The 22462-nt window shown below is 38.3% G+C and carries 19 protein-coding genes and 1 pseudogene; 14 read left to right on the top strand and 6 right to left on the bottom strand.

Features of this window, described 5'->3' with window-relative positions:
- Positions 1 to 106: 106 nt before the first annotated feature.
- The 3 genes and pseudogenes from J7I96_RS20505 to J7I96_RS20495 form a co-directional block, all read right to left on the bottom strand.
- Entirely contained in the window at positions 107 to 583 is a 477-nt protein-coding gene (locus J7I96_RS20505) for a hypothetical protein (RefSeq protein WP_214923384.1), read from the bottom strand.
- Positions 580 to 789, bottom strand: coding sequence for a helix-turn-helix transcriptional regulator (locus tag J7I96_RS20500; RefSeq protein ID WP_214923386.1), 210 nt, complete (start codon positions 787 to 789; stop codon positions 580 to 582). The genes J7I96_RS20505 and J7I96_RS20500 overlap by 4 nt, the downstream gene beginning before the upstream one ends.
- A 243-nt stretch (positions 790 to 1032) precedes the next feature.
- Positions 1033 to 1253, bottom strand: a pseudogene (locus J7I96_RS20495) (HU family DNA-binding protein).
- Positions 1254 to 2036: 783 nt separating this feature from the next.
- Here J7I96_RS20495 and J7I96_RS20485 point away from each other — a divergent pair.
- The 5 genes from J7I96_RS20485 (at position 2037) to J7I96_RS20465 (ending at position 10920) form a co-directional block, all read left to right on the top strand.
- Complete coding sequence (locus tag J7I96_RS20485) at positions 2037 to 3377, top strand: sensor histidine kinase (RefSeq protein WP_251029212.1); 1341 nt, start codon at positions 2037 to 2039, stop codon at positions 3375 to 3377.
- Positions 3374 to 4009, top strand: a complete 636-nt coding sequence (locus tag J7I96_RS20480) for a response regulator (RefSeq protein ID WP_214774297.1) — start codon at positions 3374 to 3376, stop codon at positions 4007 to 4009. Before J7I96_RS20485 ends, J7I96_RS20480 begins: the two co-directional genes overlap by 4 nt.
- A gap of 666 nt (positions 4010 to 4675) precedes the next feature.
- Complete coding sequence (locus tag J7I96_RS20475; RefSeq protein WP_098186332.1) at positions 4676 to 6007, top strand: peptide MFS transporter; 1332 nt, start codon at positions 4676 to 4678, stop codon at positions 6005 to 6007.
- A gap of 435 nt (positions 6008 to 6442) precedes the next feature.
- Positions 6443 to 7150 (top strand): SH3 domain-containing protein, encoded by a 708-nt coding sequence (locus tag J7I96_RS20470; protein WP_214774296.1) that lies wholly within the window; start codon positions 6443 to 6445, stop codon positions 7148 to 7150.
- Between the two features lie 2594 nt (positions 7151 to 9744).
- Positions 9745 to 10920 (top strand): hypothetical protein, encoded by a 1176-nt coding sequence (locus J7I96_RS20465; protein ID WP_215048108.1) that lies wholly within the window; start codon positions 9745 to 9747, stop codon positions 10918 to 10920.
- Between the two features lie 550 nt (positions 10921 to 11470).
- On the opposite strand, the gene J7I96_RS20460 is transcribed toward J7I96_RS20465, so the two are convergent.
- The 3 genes from J7I96_RS20460 to J7I96_RS20450 are packed head-to-tail and all read right to left on the bottom strand — an operon-like array spanning position 11471 to position 14363.
- Positions 11471 to 12529, bottom strand: a complete 1059-nt coding sequence (locus J7I96_RS20460) for a polysaccharide pyruvyl transferase family protein (protein WP_214774641.1) — start codon at positions 12527 to 12529, stop codon at positions 11471 to 11473.
- Between the two features lie 5 nt (positions 12530 to 12534).
- Positions 12535 to 13665 carry a glycosyltransferase gene (locus J7I96_RS20455; protein WP_214774639.1) on the bottom strand — a complete coding sequence of 377 codons (1131 nt, stop codon included), beginning with the start codon at positions 13663 to 13665 and terminating at the stop codon, positions 12535 to 12537.
- Positions 13662 to 14363: a glycosyltransferase family 2 protein gene (locus J7I96_RS20450; RefSeq protein ID WP_214774637.1), complete on the bottom strand. Its 702-nt coding sequence runs from the start codon at positions 14361 to 14363 to the stop codon at positions 13662 to 13664. Before J7I96_RS20450 ends, J7I96_RS20455 begins: the two co-directional genes overlap by 4 nt.
- Before the next feature lie 184 nt (positions 14364 to 14547).
- On the opposite strand from J7I96_RS20450, the gene J7I96_RS20445 reads away from it, so the two are divergent.
- The 9 genes from J7I96_RS20445 (at position 14548) to J7I96_RS20405 (ending at position 22402) form a co-directional block, all read left to right on the top strand.
- Complete coding sequence (locus J7I96_RS20445; RefSeq protein WP_214923390.1) at positions 14548 to 14775, top strand: DUF2642 domain-containing protein; 228 nt, start codon at positions 14548 to 14550, stop codon at positions 14773 to 14775.
- Positions 14775 to 14972 carry a hypothetical protein gene (locus J7I96_RS20440; RefSeq protein WP_133352823.1) on the top strand — a complete coding sequence of 66 codons (198 nt, stop codon included), beginning with the start codon at positions 14775 to 14777 and terminating at the stop codon, positions 14970 to 14972. The genes J7I96_RS20445 and J7I96_RS20440 overlap by 1 nt, the downstream gene beginning before the upstream one ends.
- A gap of 1240 nt (positions 14973 to 16212) precedes the next feature.
- Positions 16213 to 17838: a nickel ABC transporter substrate-binding protein gene (gene nikA, locus J7I96_RS20435; RefSeq protein ID WP_214774633.1), complete on the top strand. Its 1626-nt coding sequence runs from the start codon at positions 16213 to 16215 to the stop codon at positions 17836 to 17838.
- Between the two features lie 17 nt (positions 17839 to 17855).
- Positions 17856 to 18800, top strand: coding sequence for a nickel ABC transporter permease subunit NikB (nikB, locus tag J7I96_RS20430; RefSeq protein WP_214774631.1), 945 nt, complete (start codon positions 17856 to 17858; stop codon positions 18798 to 18800).
- Positions 18797 to 19627, top strand: coding sequence for a nickel ABC transporter permease subunit NikC (gene nikC, locus J7I96_RS20425; protein ID WP_034306314.1), 831 nt, complete (start codon positions 18797 to 18799; stop codon positions 19625 to 19627). The genes nikB and nikC overlap by 4 nt, the downstream gene beginning before the upstream one ends.
- Before the next feature lie 18 nt (positions 19628 to 19645).
- The gene (gene nikD / locus J7I96_RS20420; RefSeq protein ID WP_214774629.1) at positions 19646 to 20473 is read left to right on the top strand and encodes a nickel import ATP-binding protein NikD; all 828 of its coding nucleotides are present in this window, start codon (positions 19646 to 19648) and stop codon (positions 20471 to 20473) included.
- 33 nt (positions 20474 to 20506) lie between these two features.
- A complete protein-coding gene (gene nikE / locus J7I96_RS20415; RefSeq protein ID WP_214774627.1) occupies positions 20507 to 21328 on the top strand; it encodes a nickel import ATP-binding protein NikE in 822 nt (273 codons plus the stop codon).
- A gap of 347 nt (positions 21329 to 21675) precedes the next feature.
- On the top strand, positions 21676 to 22167 hold the full coding sequence (locus tag J7I96_RS20410) for a DUF2975 domain-containing protein (protein WP_214774625.1): 492 nt from the start codon (positions 21676 to 21678) through the stop codon (positions 22165 to 22167).
- Between the two features lie 10 nt (positions 22168 to 22177).
- Positions 22178 to 22402 carry a helix-turn-helix domain-containing protein gene (locus J7I96_RS20405; protein WP_057276524.1) on the top strand — a complete coding sequence of 75 codons (225 nt, stop codon included), beginning with the start codon at positions 22178 to 22180 and terminating at the stop codon, positions 22400 to 22402.
- Positions 22403 to 22462 lie beyond the last annotated feature (60 nt).

Below are 22462 nucleotides of genomic sequence, written 5' to 3'. Positions count from 1 at the left end.
GCTAATTCAGTAACGACGATGGACTTTCTGAATTTATCAGTTCAGAAAGTCCTTTATTTTTTTAACTTCTAGTTGCGCTGATGGCAATTAGTAGTAGTTAAAAGCGTTAACTCACATACTCTAAAATAACTTTATAATATATTAAGTAATGAATAACCAATATTGTAAGTAATACATAAATTACCATATCGATATTAATCTGGACTGAAACCATGTGCAATAAAAAGGCGATTGCTGTCAATATGGGAATGACGGATGTGTAAAACATATAAATTCGCTTAGTAGCAGTATGGTAAATTACTTGCGTACCCTCGTCTTCATCATTAATCTCTGGCGGTTTCAGTGAGAAGGGTTTTCCATTGTTCAACTTTTGATAATAATATGTGTAAATAATGATGAACGTAGAGAAAACAATGTATCCTATTATTATTATGCTCAAAAATAAATGAATCCTATACTCACCAATTTCAATAATTGCAAAATTCGGGTTTCTCAAGACGAGATCGATGTACCCAAAGAAGATTAATAAGGTAAAGTAAAAGATAGCCATAATTAAAGGGTGATATAGTTTAAACTTATTCATAGTTTATCATTATCCTCTCTAAGACTGAATAAATCTTCAACCTTACAATCAAAAACTTTAGCCAATTTTAAAGCGAGTACGGTTGATGGAATCATTTTGTGTTTTTCAATAAAACCAATGGTCTGACGTGATACCTGAATTAAGTTGGCTAGTGTTTGTTGAGAATAGTTGTACCTTGCACGATACTCCTTAATCCGATTCTCCATTATTTGATCTCTCCTTATAAAATAATGTAAAACATAATAAACATTTTGTAAAGTATATTTACGTAGGAGAGTCGATTTATCTTTTTCAGAGGGGGGTTCTTGGTAATTGAAAATAATTCTTTTCATTTTTAAAAATTCACTTAATATCAGAAAAAGAGACAAAGGGTCACATCCCCTTGTCTCCGTTGTATTAGGCTTAAACTGCGTCTTTTAATTTTTTCCCTGCCTGAAGCTAGGATTTTTCTATGCAGCGATCTCCATTTGCTCCCCTGTTTGAGGATTACGTTCAGTTCTTGCTGCACGTTCTTTCACAGAGAAATTATCGAATCCTAAAATTTCCACTTTATCGCCATCTTGTAATGCTGTAGTGATGTATCTAATACTGCATCAACTGCTTTTGTAGAATCTTTTTTTGTAAGCTCAGATTGTTGAGCGACTGAGTTAATTAATTCTGTTTTGTTCATCGTTATGTACCTCCTGAAAATAAAGTCCTATCAATCATGGACTCTATTAGGTGCGCCCGGCATGGGTGTAAGCTATAGGGTGGAAGTCCCGAGCCTCGAAGGCAGTAGTAGGGGTTAGCCAAAGACAAGGGTGTCCGTGGCAACGCGGAATCTGAAGGAAGTCGGAGGCAAATCTCCGCCCCAAGGAACACAAACTGCATACAAGGCTAGCTATCATTGAGTAAGTTTGCCTAACAAAACAAAGTTCATACTGCAGTTGGGATACCTAATTGCCAAACACCACCTTCAGGTTTCGGGGTTTCTACTCTTCGGACAGGCATTGGTTAATGCCTGAATGGATGCAAAGTAAAATTTCTTGTTATGCGGTGACTTCTTAAGAAGACTTTGTAAACGTATTGCAGGCAGTTTTTACACTAATAGAACCCTGCCATAGAACGGACTCACTTTCCGGACTTTCTTATCCAACTAAGAAACATATTGATGGACCTAACACATAATGGTTGTGTGAGCTATGGATAAGCCTCGTTCCTCAATTATTTCCATAAAATCACGAAAACTCTAGTTGTACCGCATGACCGCCTTACTGTGAGAAATGTAAATTTTAGATATTACTTGCAAGATGTTCGAGCATTAGAACCCATTTTTTTATAATTTTCATAATGACGATGAATTACGTATAATGAGATTATGGAATATGGAAGGGTATACATAACTTTAAATACATAGGGAAAATTTTTTTATCATTCTATTCTAAGCAAATAATCGATTAAAGGTGAAATGATTATGATGGCTGGTCTTATGAAGTCTTGGACAATATGGATGAAAATTGGCGTAATTTTATTCGGGGTATTCTTACTGTCGTGGTTGGGTCCTGACGAAATAGGTCTTACTGATTTGCTTATTTCATTAAGGGAAGGTGAAGAAACGGGAAATAAGCTAATGCTTGCCGTTTTTTTGTTAATTTCTTTAAATACAGTTTTAGCTTTGTTTCATTATATTGGTGCACTGCTGTTGGGGGACGAAATCGCTGTTCGTTTAAACCGTCCATGGTTAAAAATCGTCATTCCTCTTATTGTTATTCCCCTCGACTATATCGTGATAAATGCTTATTATTCTTTAACATATTCATTTAGCGCATATGCATTGTTATTGTTGTTAGCCATCTTATTATTGCAAGCCTTTGAAAAGGATAGGCTAAAGCCCTTTATTAAAACGATTATTTGTTCTCAATTAATCTTTGGGATCGAATGGCTGAATGAGATTCCTTCTTTGTCTAAATATGGATTTGGACAAGGGTCGATTTCAAAGGAATTAAAGGATATAGCGGTTCAAATTGGATTTGAGCAATCTTTAACATTGTACAGTTTAACTTTGTGTTTAATTTTTGTTATTAATGCTGTTATTTTAGCTGTGTATTTTTCATTGGCTGAACAAAAGTGGCGGATAAAGCAAGAGCTTCATTATGCGCAGTTGGAAGCAATGCAGTCAAGATCAGGACGGGAAGCATTATATCTGGTCCATGATTTAAAAACGCCTCTTACAGCAATTGAGGGGCTGAATTCTTTAATTAGTTTGAAAGTGGACGATTCTAAAATTAAGGAATATTGTCAAAGGATTTCATCATCGATTCAATCCGTTAGCGACATGATTTCCGAGATTTTATATGATGATAAAAAACATTGGTGCCGTATAAAAGATTTAGTTGAATATGTCGAAGCAAGCAGACTGAGCGGGACAAATCTTAATCTGAAGGTAGACTTTCAAACAGATCCTGAAATTAAAATTTTCATTAATAAAATCCGAATGACAAGGGCATTGGTGAATTTAATTGACAATGCCTACGATGCAGTGAATGGAGTGGAAGATGGAAAGATTCTGCTTAAGGTTAAAACCTATGAAAATGAACTTTGGTTGGGGGTAACAGATAACGGGAAAGGGATTTCACCTAAAGATCAGGAGAAAATATGGAAAGCTGGGTTCAGTACGAAATCTCATCCAGGGATGGGATTAGCTTTCGTACGACAAGTTGCTGAAGGACATGGTGCCTCTTTAGAAGTTGACAGCAAGCTTGGGCACGGGACAATAATTTGGATTAAACTTGCTGAGAGGAGTGTGTCAAGGTGAACATTTTAGTCATTGATGATGATGCATCAATTCAATATATGCTAAGTGAAATTTGTGAATTTGCCGGCTGGAATGTAAATACGGCTAACAACGGAAAAGAAGGGTTAAATGTATTTGCAGAAGAAGGGGCGGGTGTTGTTTTAGTTGATTATCATATGCCGGAAATGGACGGAATAAAAACAGTGGGTGAGCTTCGTAAACTTAATGCTGATGTTCCGATTCTTGTATTAACAGTCGATGAACGACAGGAAATCGCTGATCGCTTTCTTGAAGCAGGCGCAACGGATTTTGCCTTAAAGCCAGTAAAAGCACCTGATTTGATTTCAAGAATTCAACTGCATGCTCGCCTTGCAAAATTAACTCAATCAGCTCCGCAGCAAAAATCCAGTGAAGAAAAGGATGTTTTTGTAACAAAGGGAATTAGTAAGAGAACACTTAGTCACGTTAGTGATTTTCTACAATCTAATCGTGAACCTTTTTCTGTTGATACAATTTCTAAAGAAGTTGGTTTGGCTTATCCGACCGTCTATCGATATATTATGCACTTACTTGATGAAGGAAAAGTGGAAACCATTGTGAGTTATCAAAAAATAGGAAGACCGAAAAATTTATATCAATGGATTGTTGATTAATAAACTGCCTTAATACAAGGCAGTTTGAGTTTGTAAACAAAAGGGTTTCCAATTGATATTTCAACAAATTTATTGGAACGGAAGGTACGAGACTCCTGCGGGAAAAACGCGTCGAAGGGAGACCCCACAGGCGCCAAGAGCGCCGAGGAGGCTCCCGGACCCCCGCGGAAAGCGAGTGCCTGGAGTGAAAATCAACGTTCATATTTTTAATCTCTCAAAAAAATGTAGGCCATCTTAACTAAAATCGAGTTTGTCAACAGTCTGAAACTGCCTTAATACAAGGCAGTTTTTTTTTATTATGAAGGGGGGAGCGCCGTTGCTGCACAGACCGTTAATGCAACAAGACTTTTTCTCTTTTTTTTCTGTATTTTTATATATTCTGATAATATAAAATTATTTTACAACACTAAAGATTCTAATATAAATGCCTTCATTGAATGTCTTCAAGTTAAATGAATGAATTTATAAGTTAATGCTCATGTAGATTTTGCTATCAGATTCTTTTTGCACCAGTGTAAAGTTTGAAAATGTAAACGCTTACCGATGGTGAGTTGGATGGCATGAGTGGCCATCATTGTACCAATCAATTGTCTATTAAATAAAGACCATGCAATTATTTTGTGAATGTAACGATTGGTGGTTAACCATATTGAGGAGGACTTTATTATGCAAGCACTATTAAAAGAAGAAGTTCAGCAGCCAAACCAGTCCAGGAAAAAGCATCCTCCAGGACTGTATATGCTGTTCGCTACTGAGGCATGGGAGCGCTTCAGCTACTACGGAATGAGGGCAATCCTTGTTCTTTACCTAACGGCAACGGTTGTAAACGGCGGGCTTGGAGTCGACAAATCTGCGGCAATGGGCATATACGGATTCTTTACTGGTGCCGTTTATATTACGCCAATGATTGGCGGATACTTGACTGACCGTTTCATAGGCAGAAGATTGGCGATCACGATTGGCGGTATTTTAATGGCGCTTGGTAACTTTTCGCTATTCGCAAGTCAGAGTTTGACAGCGCTTTACATTGGTCTTGGTTTATTGATTATCGGTAATGGTTTCTTCAAGCCAAACATCTCGACAATTGTTGGTGATCTTTATGAAGACAATGATCCGCGTCGTGATGGGGCTTTTACCATCTTCTATATGGGTATTAACGTTGGCGCTTTTTTCGCACCGTTAGTGGTCGGGCTTATGAGCTATAAATATGGGTTCTTGACAGCAGCAATTGGCATGATTGTAGGACAGTTGGTTTTCAATTTATTAGGCAATCGCTATTTAGGTGATATCGGTAAAGAACCTACTGGCAAACCGGATGTTACAGCTGGTAAAAAATCAGCTGCACCGTTAACGAAAAGAGAACAAAAACGTACAACGGCAATCGTGATTTTGGCAGTCTTCGTCATTGCGTTCTGGGCCGCTTTCGAGCAAGCAGGGAGTTCATTGACATTGTATGCTAATGACCAAATTGATCGGAATGTATTTGGCTTTGAGGTTCCAACTGCCTGGTTCCAATCATTGAACCCATTATTCATCGTGATTTTAGCGCCAATTATGTCTGCTTTATGGTACAAGCTGGGCAGCTCAAAACGTGGTGACTTAAAAACCCCAACGAAAATGGCTCTCGGTTTAGTCACTGTTGGTTTAGGTTTCTTAGTACTGCTTCCTGCCGTCATGTACACAGGAAACGATACAGCCCTGAAAGTGAACATCCTGTTCATGATTGTAACGTATTTCCTTCATACATTAGCCGAACTAATGATTTCACCAGTTGGTTTGTCAATGGTAAGTAAAATTGCTCCAATCAAGCTTGCCTCACTTCTGATGGGAGTATGGCTGGCAAGTTCCGCAGTGGCCAATATGGTAGCTGGACAATTAGCTGCATATACGCAGTCTTTAGGTTACCTGGAAATCTTCAGTGTGATTGGTTTTGTAACAATTGGTTTAGGTATTGTATTGTTGTTTCTTTCGAAGCCAGTTGCAAAGCTGATGAAATAATGAAAGAATGAGCTGACCCAAAGGCATATAATGTGCCATTTGGGTCGAGCTTTTTTTAGTGGGAAAATAATAGAATCGGTCCAAACTTAGTTATTCTAGAAAGCCTGCGATGATAGAATATCATGTATCTAGTGATGGAAATCATCGAACGTTACGGGCTATATTAGTAGTGGGCTGGCCAGTTTTTTAAAGGCAAGGGACCACGCGCCAGGCCCAACCAGATGTAACATCCACAATGGATAAGGGTAGATAGAGGCTATGCAAGAGAAGGAAGATAAGCGAATAGATGATCTAATCCTTTATGGAAACAGAAGAAAGGAAGAGGAAATCATATCGCTATCCCTAATGGCTTCTGGATGGGCTATACTTATCTAGACAGAAAATTTAAGGTCAGGTAGACTACACATACAACTAGTTATAGAAAAGAGGTCCGATATGCGACGTGATATTCAACTGAATGAACGAGCTTTCTCTTCCAAGGAAGTGGCAGAAGAAGTGGGGATTGCAACTCCAACTGTTCGAAAGTATGGTCAAATCTTAGAGCGGAATGGATATGAGTTTTTGAAAGATGGAGATCGACGTATCTTTGTTAAATCTGACATCGGAGCGCTTATAGCGCTACGCGATACGGACAAGCCCCTAGACGATACAGCGAAAGACCTGGTATATCAACAAAAAGAAAGATTAGAAGGATCCAATGAAACACAGGTAGCGCTACCCGATACATATGAAAATTTGTCCCGCGACCCCAATCAATTAAACGAGGCCCTAATGTTTTTAGCTAATGAACTCGCAGCCACACGTGAAATGAATGTCCAACTGACAAACGATATGTCAGAGCTTAAAACAAAGGTTTCCCGGCTCCAGCAGGATCATCATGTTATAAGTTCTAGTATTGGAAATTCAGCGCAAAGAACTAATGCTAAAATTGAACAATTAACTGAACAACAAAATGCCCATTACGAAAAATTGCTGGAACAAGAAAAACAAAAAAGTGAACTCTTACAAAAAGAAATACAAAATATGCGGGACGAACAGAAAAAAGAATGGAGTTCACAAAATGAATTTAATAGACGTTTAGAAGTGACTATACAAAAACGTTCCGAAAAATGGCGGGGGCTTTTCTCCATATTCAGAAAATAAGGTGCCTGTTAAGGTTTTTTGTCTAGCAGTGTATTGATTTATGGAAGCGAATTATTGATGTAGAAACATTTGATAAATATTTTTTTAATAAATAATGATGGATAAAGCATTGAGATGCGAATCCACAAATAAAAAATTCATAGTGACAAATATGATTTACGTAGCTGAAAAACAGAATGAAGAAAGAATATTTGATATGCATCTAAAATAAAATGCAAAATTTGACGCAAGCAAAAAAGGCAGTTTAATAAAATGAGAGTTGAGCCGGTTGAGAACTTGTATTCCAAAACAAGTGTCATCCTTACTATAGTCGCTCCAGACAGGAATTGATCGGCATTTTTTTGGTGTTTCATATCGCTGGGCGATATAACTTACAAATAAGTTCGAAACCTTTAGGTTTAATAGAAAAGTGGAATTCAATATACAAACATGATATACATCCGAATGAACGTGTATTCCTTTCTAAGGAAGTAGAAGAAGAATGTGATGCAATACCCACTGGCTATGTTTTTAAAGATGATGGTTGCCTATCTTTATTCAATCTGACATCGAAGCGCAGATAGCGTTAAGCGATACGGACAAGTTACTAGAGGGTACAGCTAAAGGCCATATCTACAAAAAGATAGATTAAATGAATCTAATGAAACAGAGATAGCGAAAACCGATATATATGACAACTTAACCCTTAATTCCAAACAAATAAAAGAGACTTTAATGTTTTAATCAATGAACTCAGGGCTACGCGTGAAATGAACGTTCACTGACAAACGATATATCTCAGCTAAAACAACGGTTTCCCAGCTCCGCAAGATTCATATCCTTAATAGTATTCCTCAATAAAAGGGCTTATCGGTTTTTACCATGTTACGTATCGCTGGGCGATATAACATGAAAATAAGTCCACAGAACCTTCATCTTTAAATAGAAAGGGAAGTCCGATATGCAACAGGATTTACATCGGTATAAATGAGCATCCTCTTCAAAAGAAGTGGCAAAGAAGTGGAAATGCAAAATCTATGTTCGAAAGTATGTTTAAAACTTAGAGCGAAATGTATAACCGTTGTTTAAATATGGAAGTTTTATACCTTCGTTCAATCCGACATCGAAACGCGTAATGCGCTACGCGATACGGGCTGCCCCTCTAAACGATAGAGCTAAAGACCTTTGTATCAAGAAAAGGAAAAATCAGAAGGAACCAGAAACAGAGATAGCGATACCCGATACATATGATATTTTAACCCATGTTTTCATTCAATTAAAAGAGAGCTAAATTTTTCAACCAATAAACTCGCAGCTACGCGTGAAATGAACATTTAACTGACAAACGATATGTCATAGCTTAAAACTGAACAACAAAAATCCATTAAGAAATATTACTTCAATAAGAAAAAGGTTTCATTACTTTTTTTTAGTCTCTTATACGATATTGTGGTGTTAATAACGATTTAAACCTAGGCAATCAAATCAATAGTAGAAATTCCTTTGTTCAACTATTCAGGATCACTATTTTCAAATTTCAACAATTTCCCGAGAAATAATTACAAATTCCGAGTAGTTATCGACAAAATTAGAAGGTTCTAAAAGATGTAGTAAAAACATTGGTGAAAATTATGACCAATTGAGTTTTTCAACAAGGAATTCAGATAGGAAGCCTGGTTGATTGAGTTAAAAACTTGATTGAAGACATTTATGGGGTATTGAGTATGGGGAAGTAGACGAACCATATCTCTTTTGAATGAAAGCGTATGTGTTGAGAAGAACATACCATTCAGAACTAAAGATATATAAAGGGGTGAATGAGGGACAACCTAGGATAGTACTGAAGGCAGCTAAAGTGCCTCGAGTAGCGACCTGTGATCACTCGAACATTACAACAAGACCTAGAAGCAGTCAAAGAGAACAAGGCTAAGGCCTAAGACAAAAGGAGGCCCCAAGGCAAGGGATACATATGTCTCGTAGGGTAGTCAAGACCAAGCAGGCTAAACACTGATAGCGTTTTTTATAGGTGAATGGGAGCCTTCTAAGTAAATTAAGGAAGGCAGCTAGATCCCCGCGAGTAGCAACCTACGCTAGTTGACAAATACTAAGCAATCTCTAATTGGTCTATAAAATCAAATTTATAAAACGTTATAAGCTTAGCACCTTAAACAGGTGCTTTTTTATGTGTTACCATACATATAAAAAGATTTTTCTACCTGATTTTTAAGATAAAAGTCCTTTTTTTTCTTTAGAAGTTTACGATTTAATAGTATCCAGTGTGGGTATTCATGTTCTTGCAAATTACAAAGATCATTTTAAAAAATGTAGAAGGAGACTGTTTATATTTTCGATTTTACATCCTTGTTTTTTTACTCCTGAAAGTGATTGGAAGAAAATAAGGGACGTAAAAAGGTGCATTGGAATGTAGATGTCTGTATGCCCTAAACCCGCTGAATCTCCATTACTCCTACACCCACTTATGGTAGGGATAGGCGTCTCCAAGTGTTCATGCTCCATAATAAACAATCTATTTATTTCACCAAAAAAGTCCAGCTCTAAAGGTGTTACCTAGCATAAAATATAGTAAAATTTATTGCTTTCAGGAGAGGGTAACATTGACAAATCATGAACGAATCCCGAGTGGGGTTATCGTAATGTGGAGCGGATCCATTAAGAATATTCCAACAGGATGGTTGTTATGTGATGGAACGAAAGGAACGCCGGATTTGAGGGAGCGCTTTGTTCTGGGAACAGCTGAAAATTCGGAAATTGGCGATAGGGGAGGGCATAAAAGAATAAAACTAGACAAATCCCAACTTGCTCCCCATAGTCATACCGGAAACACGGCTGAGGCTGGAGACCACACACATATGGGTACGACGGATGTGAATGGAAGCCACACGCATACGGGAACAACGAATGTAGCTGGAGACCACACACATATGGGTACGACAGATGTGGCTGGAGACCACACGCATACGGGAGCAACGAATGTAGCAGGAAATCATACGCATACGGGTATGACGGATGTGGGTGGAGACCACACGCATACGGGAACAACGAATGTAGCAGGAAACCATGTGCATACGGGAACAACGAATGTAGCTGGAGACCATACGCATACGGGAACAACGAATGTAGCTGGAAGCCACACGCATACGGGAACAACGAATGTAGCTGGAAGTCACACGCATACAGGGATGACAAATCCCTCTGGAATACATTCACACCAATACGTTGATCGTGGCGACACAACCACTAATAAACCGGCAGGCGGGAATCAAGCAGCAGCCAATAACACTTCCGGCATTTATACCACATCTCCAGCAGGGGAACATACCCACAACTTTACGACATCTGAGGCGGGAGCCCATAGCCACGACTTTACGACATCAGAAGCGGGAGCCCATAGCCACGACTTTACGACATCAGAAGCGGGAGCTCATAGCCATGATTTTACGACATCAGAAGCAGGAGCCCATAGCCACGACTTTACGACATCAGAAGCGGGGATTCATAGCCACGATTTCACGACAACTGAGGCGGGGAATCATAGCCATGACTTTACGACATCTGAGGCGGGGGCCCATAGCCACGACTTCACGACATCAGAAGCGGGGGCCCATAGCCACGACTTCACGACATCAGAAGCGGGAGCCCATAGCCATGATTTCACGACGTCAGAAGCGGGAGCCCATAGCCATGACTTCAGGACAAACTTGGCAGGTAGGGGAAAGTCAATTAACATAATGAATCCGTACTATAAACTGGCCTTTATTATGAAAAAATAGACCAGCTAAGGTCTAGTGGCTTTTTTTCTTTTGAGCCGGCATTTTCGCCTGGAAGACAGGTTAGGAAAAAGTGCCCTACCCAATGGTCAGAACATGCTCATAATTATATTGAAAAATGAGAAACCCCTTTAATAACATCTATATATGCCTTGTTGAATGAAATATAGGGGTTTAACGAGGATTCAGAATGAGTGTTCACTTAACAAGTGAAAATCTTTAAAGTTGAAGACCTCCCAGTTTACCGTGGGAGGCCTTTTCTTATTTGGTGATTTCAACAAAAAATACATATTGTTCCGGGGGATGGAGGAGAGCATCAACTCCTAGAATCATTCCAAGTAAAAGGTGTTGTTAAAATTGGGATAAAATGGATGAATTTTGCTTCGGTTATGTTGCATGAGTTTGATATGAAATGTATTAGGAGTAATTAAAAACAGTTGGAGTTAACCTCAGAAAAAAACTCACCCCTGAAACTTGATGTCTGGAGGTGAATTTAAAGGATTTGGAAAATGAATTCGAAGCTTTTTGGGAGTTGGATATTTACATCTAAAACTTAGTCTACTGTGAAATTATTTTTTATAGGTTCAATTATTAAGGGACTGAAAGTTTCCTTTCTATTTTTGTATTGTTCGATTATCTTTTCTTTATTTAGTTCAATTTCCCGGATCCCTTCCATAATATCGAGAGCTAGTGTATCGGAATCGGTTGAAACGACTAAATTCTCCAGCCCAAGGGATTGAAACAAATCAAATACTTTAAATCTGTAACCGAGGGCGATACAGGGGACATTTCCTGCTAAGGAAAGGATATTGGCGTGAAGTTTAAAGTTAATGCTCAAACTGCAGACAGAGAGTTTTTCAATAAGCTCTTCCTCTGAGTATAATGATGGATCATAAGTCACATTCAACGGGTCATTCAATTTATCGTAAAGTCGTTTGGAGGCCTCCCGGTCACTGCCCCAGACAACGTACAATAAAATTTTATAACCCGACTTTATTAATTTTTTGGATACTTGAAGAAGCGCATTTTCAATAGCAGCTTCATCCTGGCCGTACAATCGGTTGAATGTTGTACCCCAGTTTATTGCTGCTATTTTTTCCTTTTTCCTAATCACTGCGGGCGGGTTAAGCAAGATCCCGGGATCTCCAATCAGTTTAATTTTGTCACTGTTGATTCCAAATGTCTCTAGAACCTTCTTGGTAATGGGTCCCCTTACACCAACAAATGCTGCTTTTTCAAGGGTCTCACGAAACAAGATTATATCTTTTTCTGTAAAAGTCTTTTCTAATGATAGTGATTGTCCTGAGTTTATAATGTCCAGCTGTTCTTTAGTTATCCAGTCAAGGCCGCTTCCCCATATAAAAACGTCTTTTCCAAGGTCTATTGCCTGTTTTAGTGCTGCCATATAACCGGGGAGTAATAGGGAACCGCCACCTAAGATAACTGTGTCATATTCTTCCGTATGATTGATATCCACGCCAGGCAGGGAAGGAACAATTTCAATCTTGGTAGAGTAATTATAGTGCTTATTTAACTCTTTAAACACGTTCCATAATAACTCGTCCCCCAAGTTGCCAAAACCAATCCAGCCAATATATAATACTTTCTTCAATACACTCATCCCTTAATTAGAGTTTTATAACACTCGAGCAGATTGGCTACACTGAATTTAATATTAAATTTTTTTAACATCCATTCACGCGAAGCCGACCCTGCCTTTAATAGACGGTCAGATTGAGCTAGTGAAGACCGAATGTCATTTGCCATTGTAAAGCGGCTGCAGGGTTTAAGAGAGCCATGGTCCCCAAAATAACAATGCCAAGCATCTTCGAAATTATGTTCTTCCACTAGACCGAAATATCCATGGCTTCCAGCCGCGATAACAGGTTTGCCGCAGGCCATAGCCTCCAGGGCGACTCTGCCCGTTCCAACCACACAGTCAGCCAATGAGTAATAATGCTGTAAATCAAGTCTTTCACCCACTAAATTGATGAAGTTATCTGTTGATGAGCGATGTATTGTATCCGTTATGTCTTTTATTTCTTTAAATCGAGGGCCGTGACCAACAACTACAACATATAAATTGGGAATGTCCGAAAGCTTTAAGTCTTTACAGGCTCTCAGAAAAATCATGCAGATGTTTGCCTTTGTCCATGCTATTCGGCTGCTGTATAAAAGAACAAATGAATCCTTTGGGATCCCAAGCTGGACTTTTAGATCAGAGGAGTCTGATGGGGAATATCGAGTGGTATCTATTCCGTTAGGGATGACAATCGTCGGTTGATCTGTAAGCTTCTGTATGAATTGTTGGATTGGTGGGCTTACACAGATGATTTTATTTGTCAGGGGCAGTACTTGCAATAGTTCGGATTTTGGATAATAAGTTCCATGCACTGTAAATATTGAAGGAATACCAAGCTCTTTTGCTGCTTGGAAGGTTAAGAAAGCTGAAGGAGTTTGATGGCTATGAATAAGTGTTATTTTTTCAGTCATGATAATCTGTTTGATTTCTTTACATAACTTCTCCTGTAAATCCGCTGGAATTGGAAGAGAGTAGGGGAATGGGACTTGGTAAATGGGACATTGTAATCGATTGAAGGATTGTAATAATGAACCACCCCTGCTTATGATGACGATCCCTATGCCTTTATTTATCATTTCCTCAGCCAGACTTAAAACATGTGTCTCAGTACCGCCTACATCAATTCCATCAAGTGTCATAAGAACACGCATGGTAGATTCACTCATATCTCTTTACTGCCTTCCCCAAAAAATTCGCGGGAACGCTGCATAGGATGGAGACGATAATAATAGAGTGCTTCTTTTAAATTTTCGATACGATAATTGGAGTTCAGACATTTTGCGATAAATTCATAGTCTTCAGCACCCTTTATCCTTCTGGTAGGGCCACCTAACTCATCAAAAATCACACCGCGGAATAAAATCGTTCCATGACAAATACAATGCCCTCCATTCCAATAAACTTCCTTTATATCCTGACCGTACTTAAGCCAGTGTACATTATTCTGGTTTTCAAATTCACCATCTGTAAAGACTTTATAGTTTGTCCCAATCAACACATGGTCTGGATTCATTTTTAAGAAGTTCACTTGTTGTTCAAACCGGTTTGGATGAGATAGGTCATCACCATCCTGTACAGCAATATACTCACCAGAAGATAAATAATAACCAGTATTCAATGCCCCTGAAAAACCAACATTCCTGGGTAGGTCCACCACTACAACTGGGAATGAAGGATTGGTTTTTTTGATCCAGTTATCAATCATTTCAGCAGTGTGATCAGTAGAATAATCATTTACTATAATAAGTTCTATATTCTTATAAGTTTGGTTAAGTATACTATTTAAACAGTCATCAACATATGGGGCTACATTATGACAAGTCATGACCACACTTACTAACCCGGGAAATCTTTCGTATAACATTTTTCATCACCTCGGACATACTATATGTGAAATTGGTATCAAAGGTGAAACTTATCAAGCAAAATAATTAAATTGGTAATTCTACCTTTCTTCAAAATATTCTATTTAGTTGTGTCAATAACTTGTCTACTGCATATTCTTTAGAGTGCAAGAAAAGTTTAAGAATATGGAAAGGATGAAAAGCTTGCTATATACAGATTTAATCTTCGGGCATTTTCGGTCATTAAAAGAGGCCCTTAAAGGTTTGGTCAATAGAAATATTATCATCACAACACATTTCTCGGGAGTGACAGGACAATTGATTAAAGTAAAGGATGACTATGCCGTATTGCGGGAAACGGGCGATAGCTTAGTATACATCCCGATTAGAAGTATAGAACTGGTAACACTCGTCGAGGAGGAAGAAATATAATGTTTAATGAAGTGCTGAACAATCTAATCACTCATAATATACAAGTGGCAACAGACACAACTTTAGTGGAAGGACTATTGGTGAAGAGCCAATCTGGTTTGATTGAAATCGTTGAATCGATAACAGGGTATGAAAATCAAACAAGGCTTGTCATTATACCGATAGTTTCCATTAATTTTGTGAGAGTTGCAGCTTAGAATAAAAGTTATGCCTTCTATAAGTTTTTCTTACTTTCCCACATAATCCTCAATGTGTATATAAGATAAAACCTGGTCCGAACCTTGTACGGATGCCTGTGAAGTTCATTTTCTAGTAGTGGTAGTTTCATAAAAGATTCACCTTGCATTTTTCAGATGAAACCGAAGGGAAATTTGAATGTGAAAAGGAAGGTGATGAAGGACTGGGAATGTGTCACCTGAAATTTTCTCATTTTTTTGTATAGCGCCATTGTTCATTTGTTTGGCGATCCAGACGAAGTGGAGTGTGGACTGTTTACAGCTGTACTCTGTTTTCCATTACTGGAGACACCATTTAATACCTTGTAACTTCCTATTTAACTATTAATTGAATGGGCGGCATGATGTAATCATCGCTTGAATCCGTAATATAGGGGTTTGTAAGGTGGAGATTAGTGAAATGCTAACTTTCAGTTTTAAAGGAGATCTTTCGTAAGTTCACTGAACTTATGGGAGGTCTTTTCTTCGATATTTTTTGTTCAAACGTAATACTCTACGGACCTAAATTCTAATTTACATATCTAAAACAGCTGGAAAACAGGGAAAAGGAATATGGACGGTTCCAAGGAATTAATGATTTATACAATGACTATTTGTATGAAGTGATTGATGAGTATAATCCGGGTCATAACTTTGTTTTAATTAAACAGCTGGCGAAAGTCCAGGAACGCGATGGAATATAATAATAATCATTCAAGAATTTAAAGGAAAACGGGTTCCATATAACCATATATGTTTGGGCATTCTCAGCAAGAGCGTTTGGGACATTCACAATTAAATGCCCACCTTCCGAAGAAAAGGCAGCTTAAGGAAAGCCCAAAGGGTAATGTCCTCTATAATTATATCGAAATAATATTATTGGATTTATCCTCTTATAAGGTTAAGAGGATTGCACTGATGAATGTGTTATCAAAAAAACAGGTGAATTGATGGTTATTTCCTCAACGGAATGTAATTAATTTTGGTCAAGTTCCTAACTTTCACGAACAATACCAGTTTTAAAAGGGGTCGAACGTGTGAATATTCGGAGGAGCATCGTCATTCATGGCTGAAAAGGATATTGGGGGTCGACGTATCTACATATGGTTTCTTATAAACATATTTATATTTTTCGAGAGTTTCGACATTATATTGACAATAATATAGTTACTCATTACAATTGAAAATAATTCTCAATATGGTACAGGGGGCACCAATGGTTATGTCAAAACGAAAAAACAGCAAAAAAGCGATATTAATATCGGCAATCGTTTTAATTCTATCAACGCTTTTACTTGGATGTACAAATGAATCAAAAGAAAATTCAACTTCAAACAAAGACAGTAAAGACATGCTTACTTTGGCTTGGCCGAGGGATATAGGTGAAATGAATCCGCATGTCTATAATCCTTCTCAATTATTCGCTACATCAATGATATATGAACCTTTGGTCAGCTACCAAGATGGAGGTAAGCTGAAACCGCATTTAGCTGAATCTTGGGAAATTTCCAAGGATGGGAAAGAATATACGTTCAACCTCCGTCAAGATGTGAAATTTTCTGACGGTACAAGCTTTAATGCTGAAATTGTGAAAAAGAACTTTGATACTATATTGAAAAATGTTGATTTACATAGTTGGTTGGGCTTTATTACGAAAGTGGATCATACGGAAGTAATTGACCAATACACATTTAAACTAACATTAAAAGAGCCATATTATCCTACTATTCAAGAGTTAGCCGTTGTTCGTCCAGTCCGATTCTTAGGTGATGCTGGATTCCCTAAAGATGGTGACACTTCTAAAGGTGTTACAAAACCAGTCGGTACAGGGCCATGGGTTTTGGAAGAATATAAAGCAGATGAATATGCTATTTTCAAACGCAATGAAAATTATTGGGGTGAACTCCCTAAAGTTAAGAAAATCAAAGTCAAGGTCATTCCTGATGCGGAAACCCGTGTTCTTGCTTTTGAAAAAGGTGACCTGGACCTAATATATGGTGAAGGTGCCATCAGTCTGGATGCTTTCAAACAATTAGAAACATCAGGTAACTATCAGACTAGTATTTCTGATCCGGTTGCGACAAGACAACTAGTTATGAATACGAAGAAAGAACAACTTTCAGATTTACGTGTTCGTCAAGCGTTACAATATGGATTTAATAAAAAAGCAATGGTTGACGGAGTTACTTCTGGGTTGGAAGAGAAGGCAGATTTCATTTTACCGACAAACCTCCCGTATACTTCAGACATTGATGTAACAGCGATTGATTATAATGTCGAAAAAGCAAAAGCTTTATTAGATGAAGCAGGATGGAAGCTTCCAAAAGGAAAAAACGTTCGTGAGAAAGACGGAAAGCCGCTAGAAATCGAGTTAATGTACGACTCTGCAGAATCTATTCAAAAAGCAATGGCCGAAACATTACAATCTGAGTGGGCGGCACTAGGTGTTAAATTGAATATCGTTGGAGTTGAGCTTACGGTACAAATTGAAAGATTCAAAGCTAATGATTTTGAATTGAATTTCTTTAGTAACTATGGCGCTCCATATGATCCACATACTTTCGTAAATGTCGTTGGTTCAGAAGGATTTGGTTTTAACGAAGCCATTTCATCTTATCCGAACAGAGATGAGTTGTTAAAACAAATTGCAGATGTTCCTGGAACAACAGATGAAAAGGAACGTCAAGAACTTTACTCAACCATTTTGGAATCACTGCAAGAACAAGGAGCGATTGTGCCTATTTCTTATATTAAGAAAATAGCTGTTTACCAAAAAGATGTATCTAATTTTAAATTCCCTGCTAACCGGGATGAACATCCATTCACAGGAATTAGCATCGAGAAGTAAGTTACAGGAGGGTTTTCATGGGCACTTATATCTTGAAACGAATTATGGCCATTATTCCGATCTTTCTCTTGGCCACTCTTCTTACGTTTGGAATGATTCACCTTTCACCAGTGGACCCAGCTGAGGCATATTTATCTGCAGCACATATCCAATCTACAGATGAGATATTGGCTCAGAAAAGACATGAGTTTGGCTTAGATCAACCCCTCCATGTTCAATATGTAAATTCTATTATTAAGATATGCCAATTTGATTTTGGCATATCTTATCTTTCGAATAAACCTGTTTGGGAAGAGGTAACCTATCGAATGCCAGCGACCATTCAGTTAGCTTTAGGTAGCATCATATTAGCTATCCTGGTCAGTGTCCCTCTTGGATTTTTGGCAGGCATAAAGAAAAACAGTGGTATTGACCATTTTAGTCGCCTTCTCTCTTTTTTCGGGGCGTCCATCCCTTCTTTTTGGCTTGGTTATTTATTGATTTTTTTCTTTTCTGTTAAACTCGACTTATTTCCTGTCGAAGGAATCGGGACTTGGCAACATCTGGTTCTTCCTTCCGTTACTTTAGCTTTGCCATTAATAGCTTTGTATACTCGACTATTACGTGCTAGCGTTCTTGAAAATTTACAGGAACCTTATGTCCTTTTTGCTCGCACAAGAGGGATTCATGAAAAAGTCATTATGGGAAAACATGTATTGAGAATAGCCATATCCCCAATGATTACTGGACTGGGGATGAATTTAGGAAAGCTGCTGACTGGAACCATTATCGTCGAAGCGGTCTTTTCCTGGCCAGGATTCGGTCGTTATTTCATTGAGGCTATTTTTAATCGGGATGTTCCTGTAATTCAATGCTATGTGCTTTTAGCTGCGGGACTATTCATTTTTAGCAACTTGATCGTTGATCTAATCCAAATGTGTATCGACCCACGCATCTCCAGAAAAGGAGGGCATCGTCAATGATAACAAGTCTTCGTATTATGATGAGAAGTCAGAAAGTGATTGTCCTTTGTTCAATAATATTAAGCTTCCTATTTATCATCACCATCTTGGCTCCATGGATTGCACCTAATGATCCTATTGCTGTCAATTTAGCTAATAAACTACAGCCATCTTCCTTTGAGTATCCATTGGGAACAGATCATTTAGGAAGATGTACGTTATCACGCATCTTATATGGAGCTCGCATTTCGTTAGGATTTGCTACATTAATCTTTATCTCATCTTTAGGCATCGGTTTGATTGTCGGAACCATTGCTGGTTATAAAGGCGGATGGGTGGACCAGGTGCTAATGAGACTGTGTGATGGTGTTATGGCATTTCCGAATCTTTTGCTCATTCTTGGACTTGTTGGTATATTGGGACCTGGCCTTAAACAGGTCATCATAGCATTGATGCTTGTGCAATGGGTGTATTATGCGAGAATTTTCCGAGGAATGGTACTTAGTCTAAAAGAACAAAACTATATAGCGGCAGCTAAAATAAGCGGTTCTTCTCAATGGAAGATAATAAAGAAACATATTGTTCCAAATGTTCTTCCTCCGCTCGCTGTTATGGGTACATTAGAAATGGGTTGGGCCATCATGGATATATCGGCCATGTCGTTTCTAGGTTTGGGCGTCCAACCACCTACACCAGAATGGGGAGCAATGATCCATGAAGGGAAATCCTATATTCGGACGAATCCAGAATTAATGCTATATCCAGGTTTGATGATTATGCTTGTTGTCGTCACCTTCAATTTATTAGGCGAAGCGCTATCAGAACGTTTTGGAGTCAAACGTCGTTAATAAAAAGGAATGAGAAGATTGAGAACAGAACGGTCGAATGTATTAACAGTGAGCGATCTACAAGTAAAAGTACAAACAAAGGAAGGTGCTACCACCCTCGTTCAGGATATTAATTTTGAACTGGAAAAAGGGAAGGTATTGGGCCTTGTTGGGGAAAGTGGAAGTGGCAAAACCGTTACGAGTATGTCCATTCTACAGCTTCTTGATCGGAAAACAACGACAATTGAAGGGAGCATTACCCTTCAAGGACGAGAATTAAATGGTTTGGGCGATAAAGAAATACGTGGAATTCGCGGCAAGGATATTGCCTTTATTATGCAAAATCCGATGAATTCATTTACGCCTGTTTTTACAATTGGCAATCAATTTGTCGAAACGATTAGGTCTCATACCGCATTGAATAAAAAACAAGCAAAAGAGCTTGCCATCGAGGCGATGCAAAATGTAAACCTGCCAAATCCCGCGAAACTGTTAAAAAGCTATCCTTTTCAACTGAGTGGAGGTATGCTTCAACGCGTGATGATTGCGATGGCCGCATGTTTACAGCCTTCCGTTATTATTGCTGATGAGCCGACGACTGCACTCGACGTACATAACCAATTACAGGTACTGCGCCACTTGGATAAAATCCGTTCTGAATATGGAACATCCATTTTACTCATTTCTCATGATCTTGGCGTCATTTCTGAAATGGCAGATGATGTAGTCGTTATGCAACATGGCAGAATTGTAGAAACAGCAAATGTGTATGAACTATTTGATAATCCGCAGCATGAATACACAAAGAAACTGCTAAATGCCCGCCTTAGCATTAAACATGAAGAGCCTATCACCCATATGTTGTGATAAATGGACTGCATTTTTTTGAGGGGTGAACAAATGAGTTTATTACAAGTAAAAGCAGTAACTCATAGCTATAATTCTCATACGTTTTTAAAATGGAAAGAGCCTTCTAAAAAAGTACTCACTGACATTTCCCTCTCCATTGACGAAGGAACATGTTTAGGGCTGCTTGGCACGAGTGGAGCTGGAAAAAGTACTTTAGGAAAAGTGATCCTTGGTTTAGAACGTCCACAGCAAGGACAGGTTCTGTTTCAAGGGCATGATATCTATACTGCTGATAAGCTTACCCGACAAAAGATACGCCGAGATCTACAAGTCGTCTTTCAGGATTCCTATTCAGCTGTCAATCCACGAATGACCGCGGAAAGTATTATAGGCGAGCCATTGGAAAACTATGAAAAACTAACCGTAGCCGAACAAAAAAGAACGGTGATCGAGTTATTGGAAAGAGTGGGCCTAAGTGAAAAGGATTTAAAAAAATACCCCCACCAATTTAGCGGTGGACAATTGCAAAGAATTAATATTGCTAGAGCAATCTCTCTTAAGCCACTGCTAATCGTCTTGGATGAATCCGTAAGCAGTCTGGATATGGTTAATCAAACACTGATTTTAGAACTATTAAATGAGTTAAAAAAAGACTTCGGCTTATCTTATCTTTTTATTACACATGATATTAAGGCGGCTTATTCAATCTCTGATACTTTGGGTGTACTGGAAAAAGGGGAATTAATCGAGCATTTCAATTCTAAAGATCAGTTTTTTTCATCAGAACATCCTGTCGTTGAACAGATGAGAAGTTCCATACTCGCTGAGCATCCGCGTTTTCGTTCTCTTCCAATGAGGATTAACAAGTCCTAGTTTAGAATATATCTTTGCCGGTTTCCATTTGAAAATCGAGGCCCTTGTTTATCATATTGGAGGAGTTGCAATAGCATACTTTATACTGGTTATTCGTTTACTGCGATTTAGCGATGTAGATTTCGTTATGACTAACGTTGAATATCCAGCTGCCATCTGGCAGCTCCTTTTGTTTCTAAAAGGGAAGTTGATTGCACAAGCTATCAAGCATTTCGCTGTAATGGGGAATGCTTTTTATTTTTGCCTTATAAATGTATAAACAATAATAATGTAATTTAATTCAATAATATTTTATTGTAAAAAACGTGTTAAATTCAAAATGACAATAAATAAATGAGGTGCTTTTCATGAAACGAAGTTCAACACTCTTTTTAAAGGTAGCTGTTATTTTTATCGGCATTCCGGTTCTTGCTTTGTGTCTATTTTTGTTGCCTCAGATAGCGAATGAAGCAAATGAAGCATTAGAAAGAGGTTCAGATTTGGCTTATATGGTATATGGCCTATTAATGGTTATGTATGTGTCGGCAATCCCCTTTTACTTCGCTTTGTATCAATCGTTTAACCTATTAAGCTATATTGACAATAACCAAGCTTTCTCGGAATTATCTGTAAGAGCTCTAAAGAAAATCAAAAAATGTGCCATCATAATCAGTGGCTTGTATGTGGTGGCCCTACCATTCGTCTATATCATGGCGGAAGTAGATGACGCACCGGGTCTCGTACTAATCGGAGTGGTCATGGTTTTTGCCCCCATGGTGATTGCTGTCTTTGCGGCTGTCCTTCAAAGACTTTTACAAGAAGCCATCGATATAAAATCAGAGAATGACTTAATAGTCTGAGGTGAATAACATGGCAATAATAATCAATATTGATGTGATGCTGGCTAAAAGGAAAATGAGCGTAACAGAACTTTCGGAAAGGGTTGGAATAACGATGGCTAACCTTTCTATATTGAAAAATGGAAAAGCAAAAGCGATTCGACTATCCACGTTAGAAGCGATTTGTAAGGCTTTGGACTGTCAGCCGGGAGATCTTTTGGAATACAAAAGTGAAGAGGGAACTCAAGGAGAATAGATCATTTAGGTAGGCTGCCGCGGCAGCCTTTATCTTATGGAACTACCATGAAAATAGACT

It is taken from the genome of Bacillus sp. ISL-78 (genome assembly GCF_018613455.1).
GTDB lineage: Bacteria > Bacillota > Bacilli > Bacillales > DSM-1321 > Peribacillus > Peribacillus frigoritolerans.
This window is presented reverse-complemented; position numbering and strand designations above follow the sequence as displayed.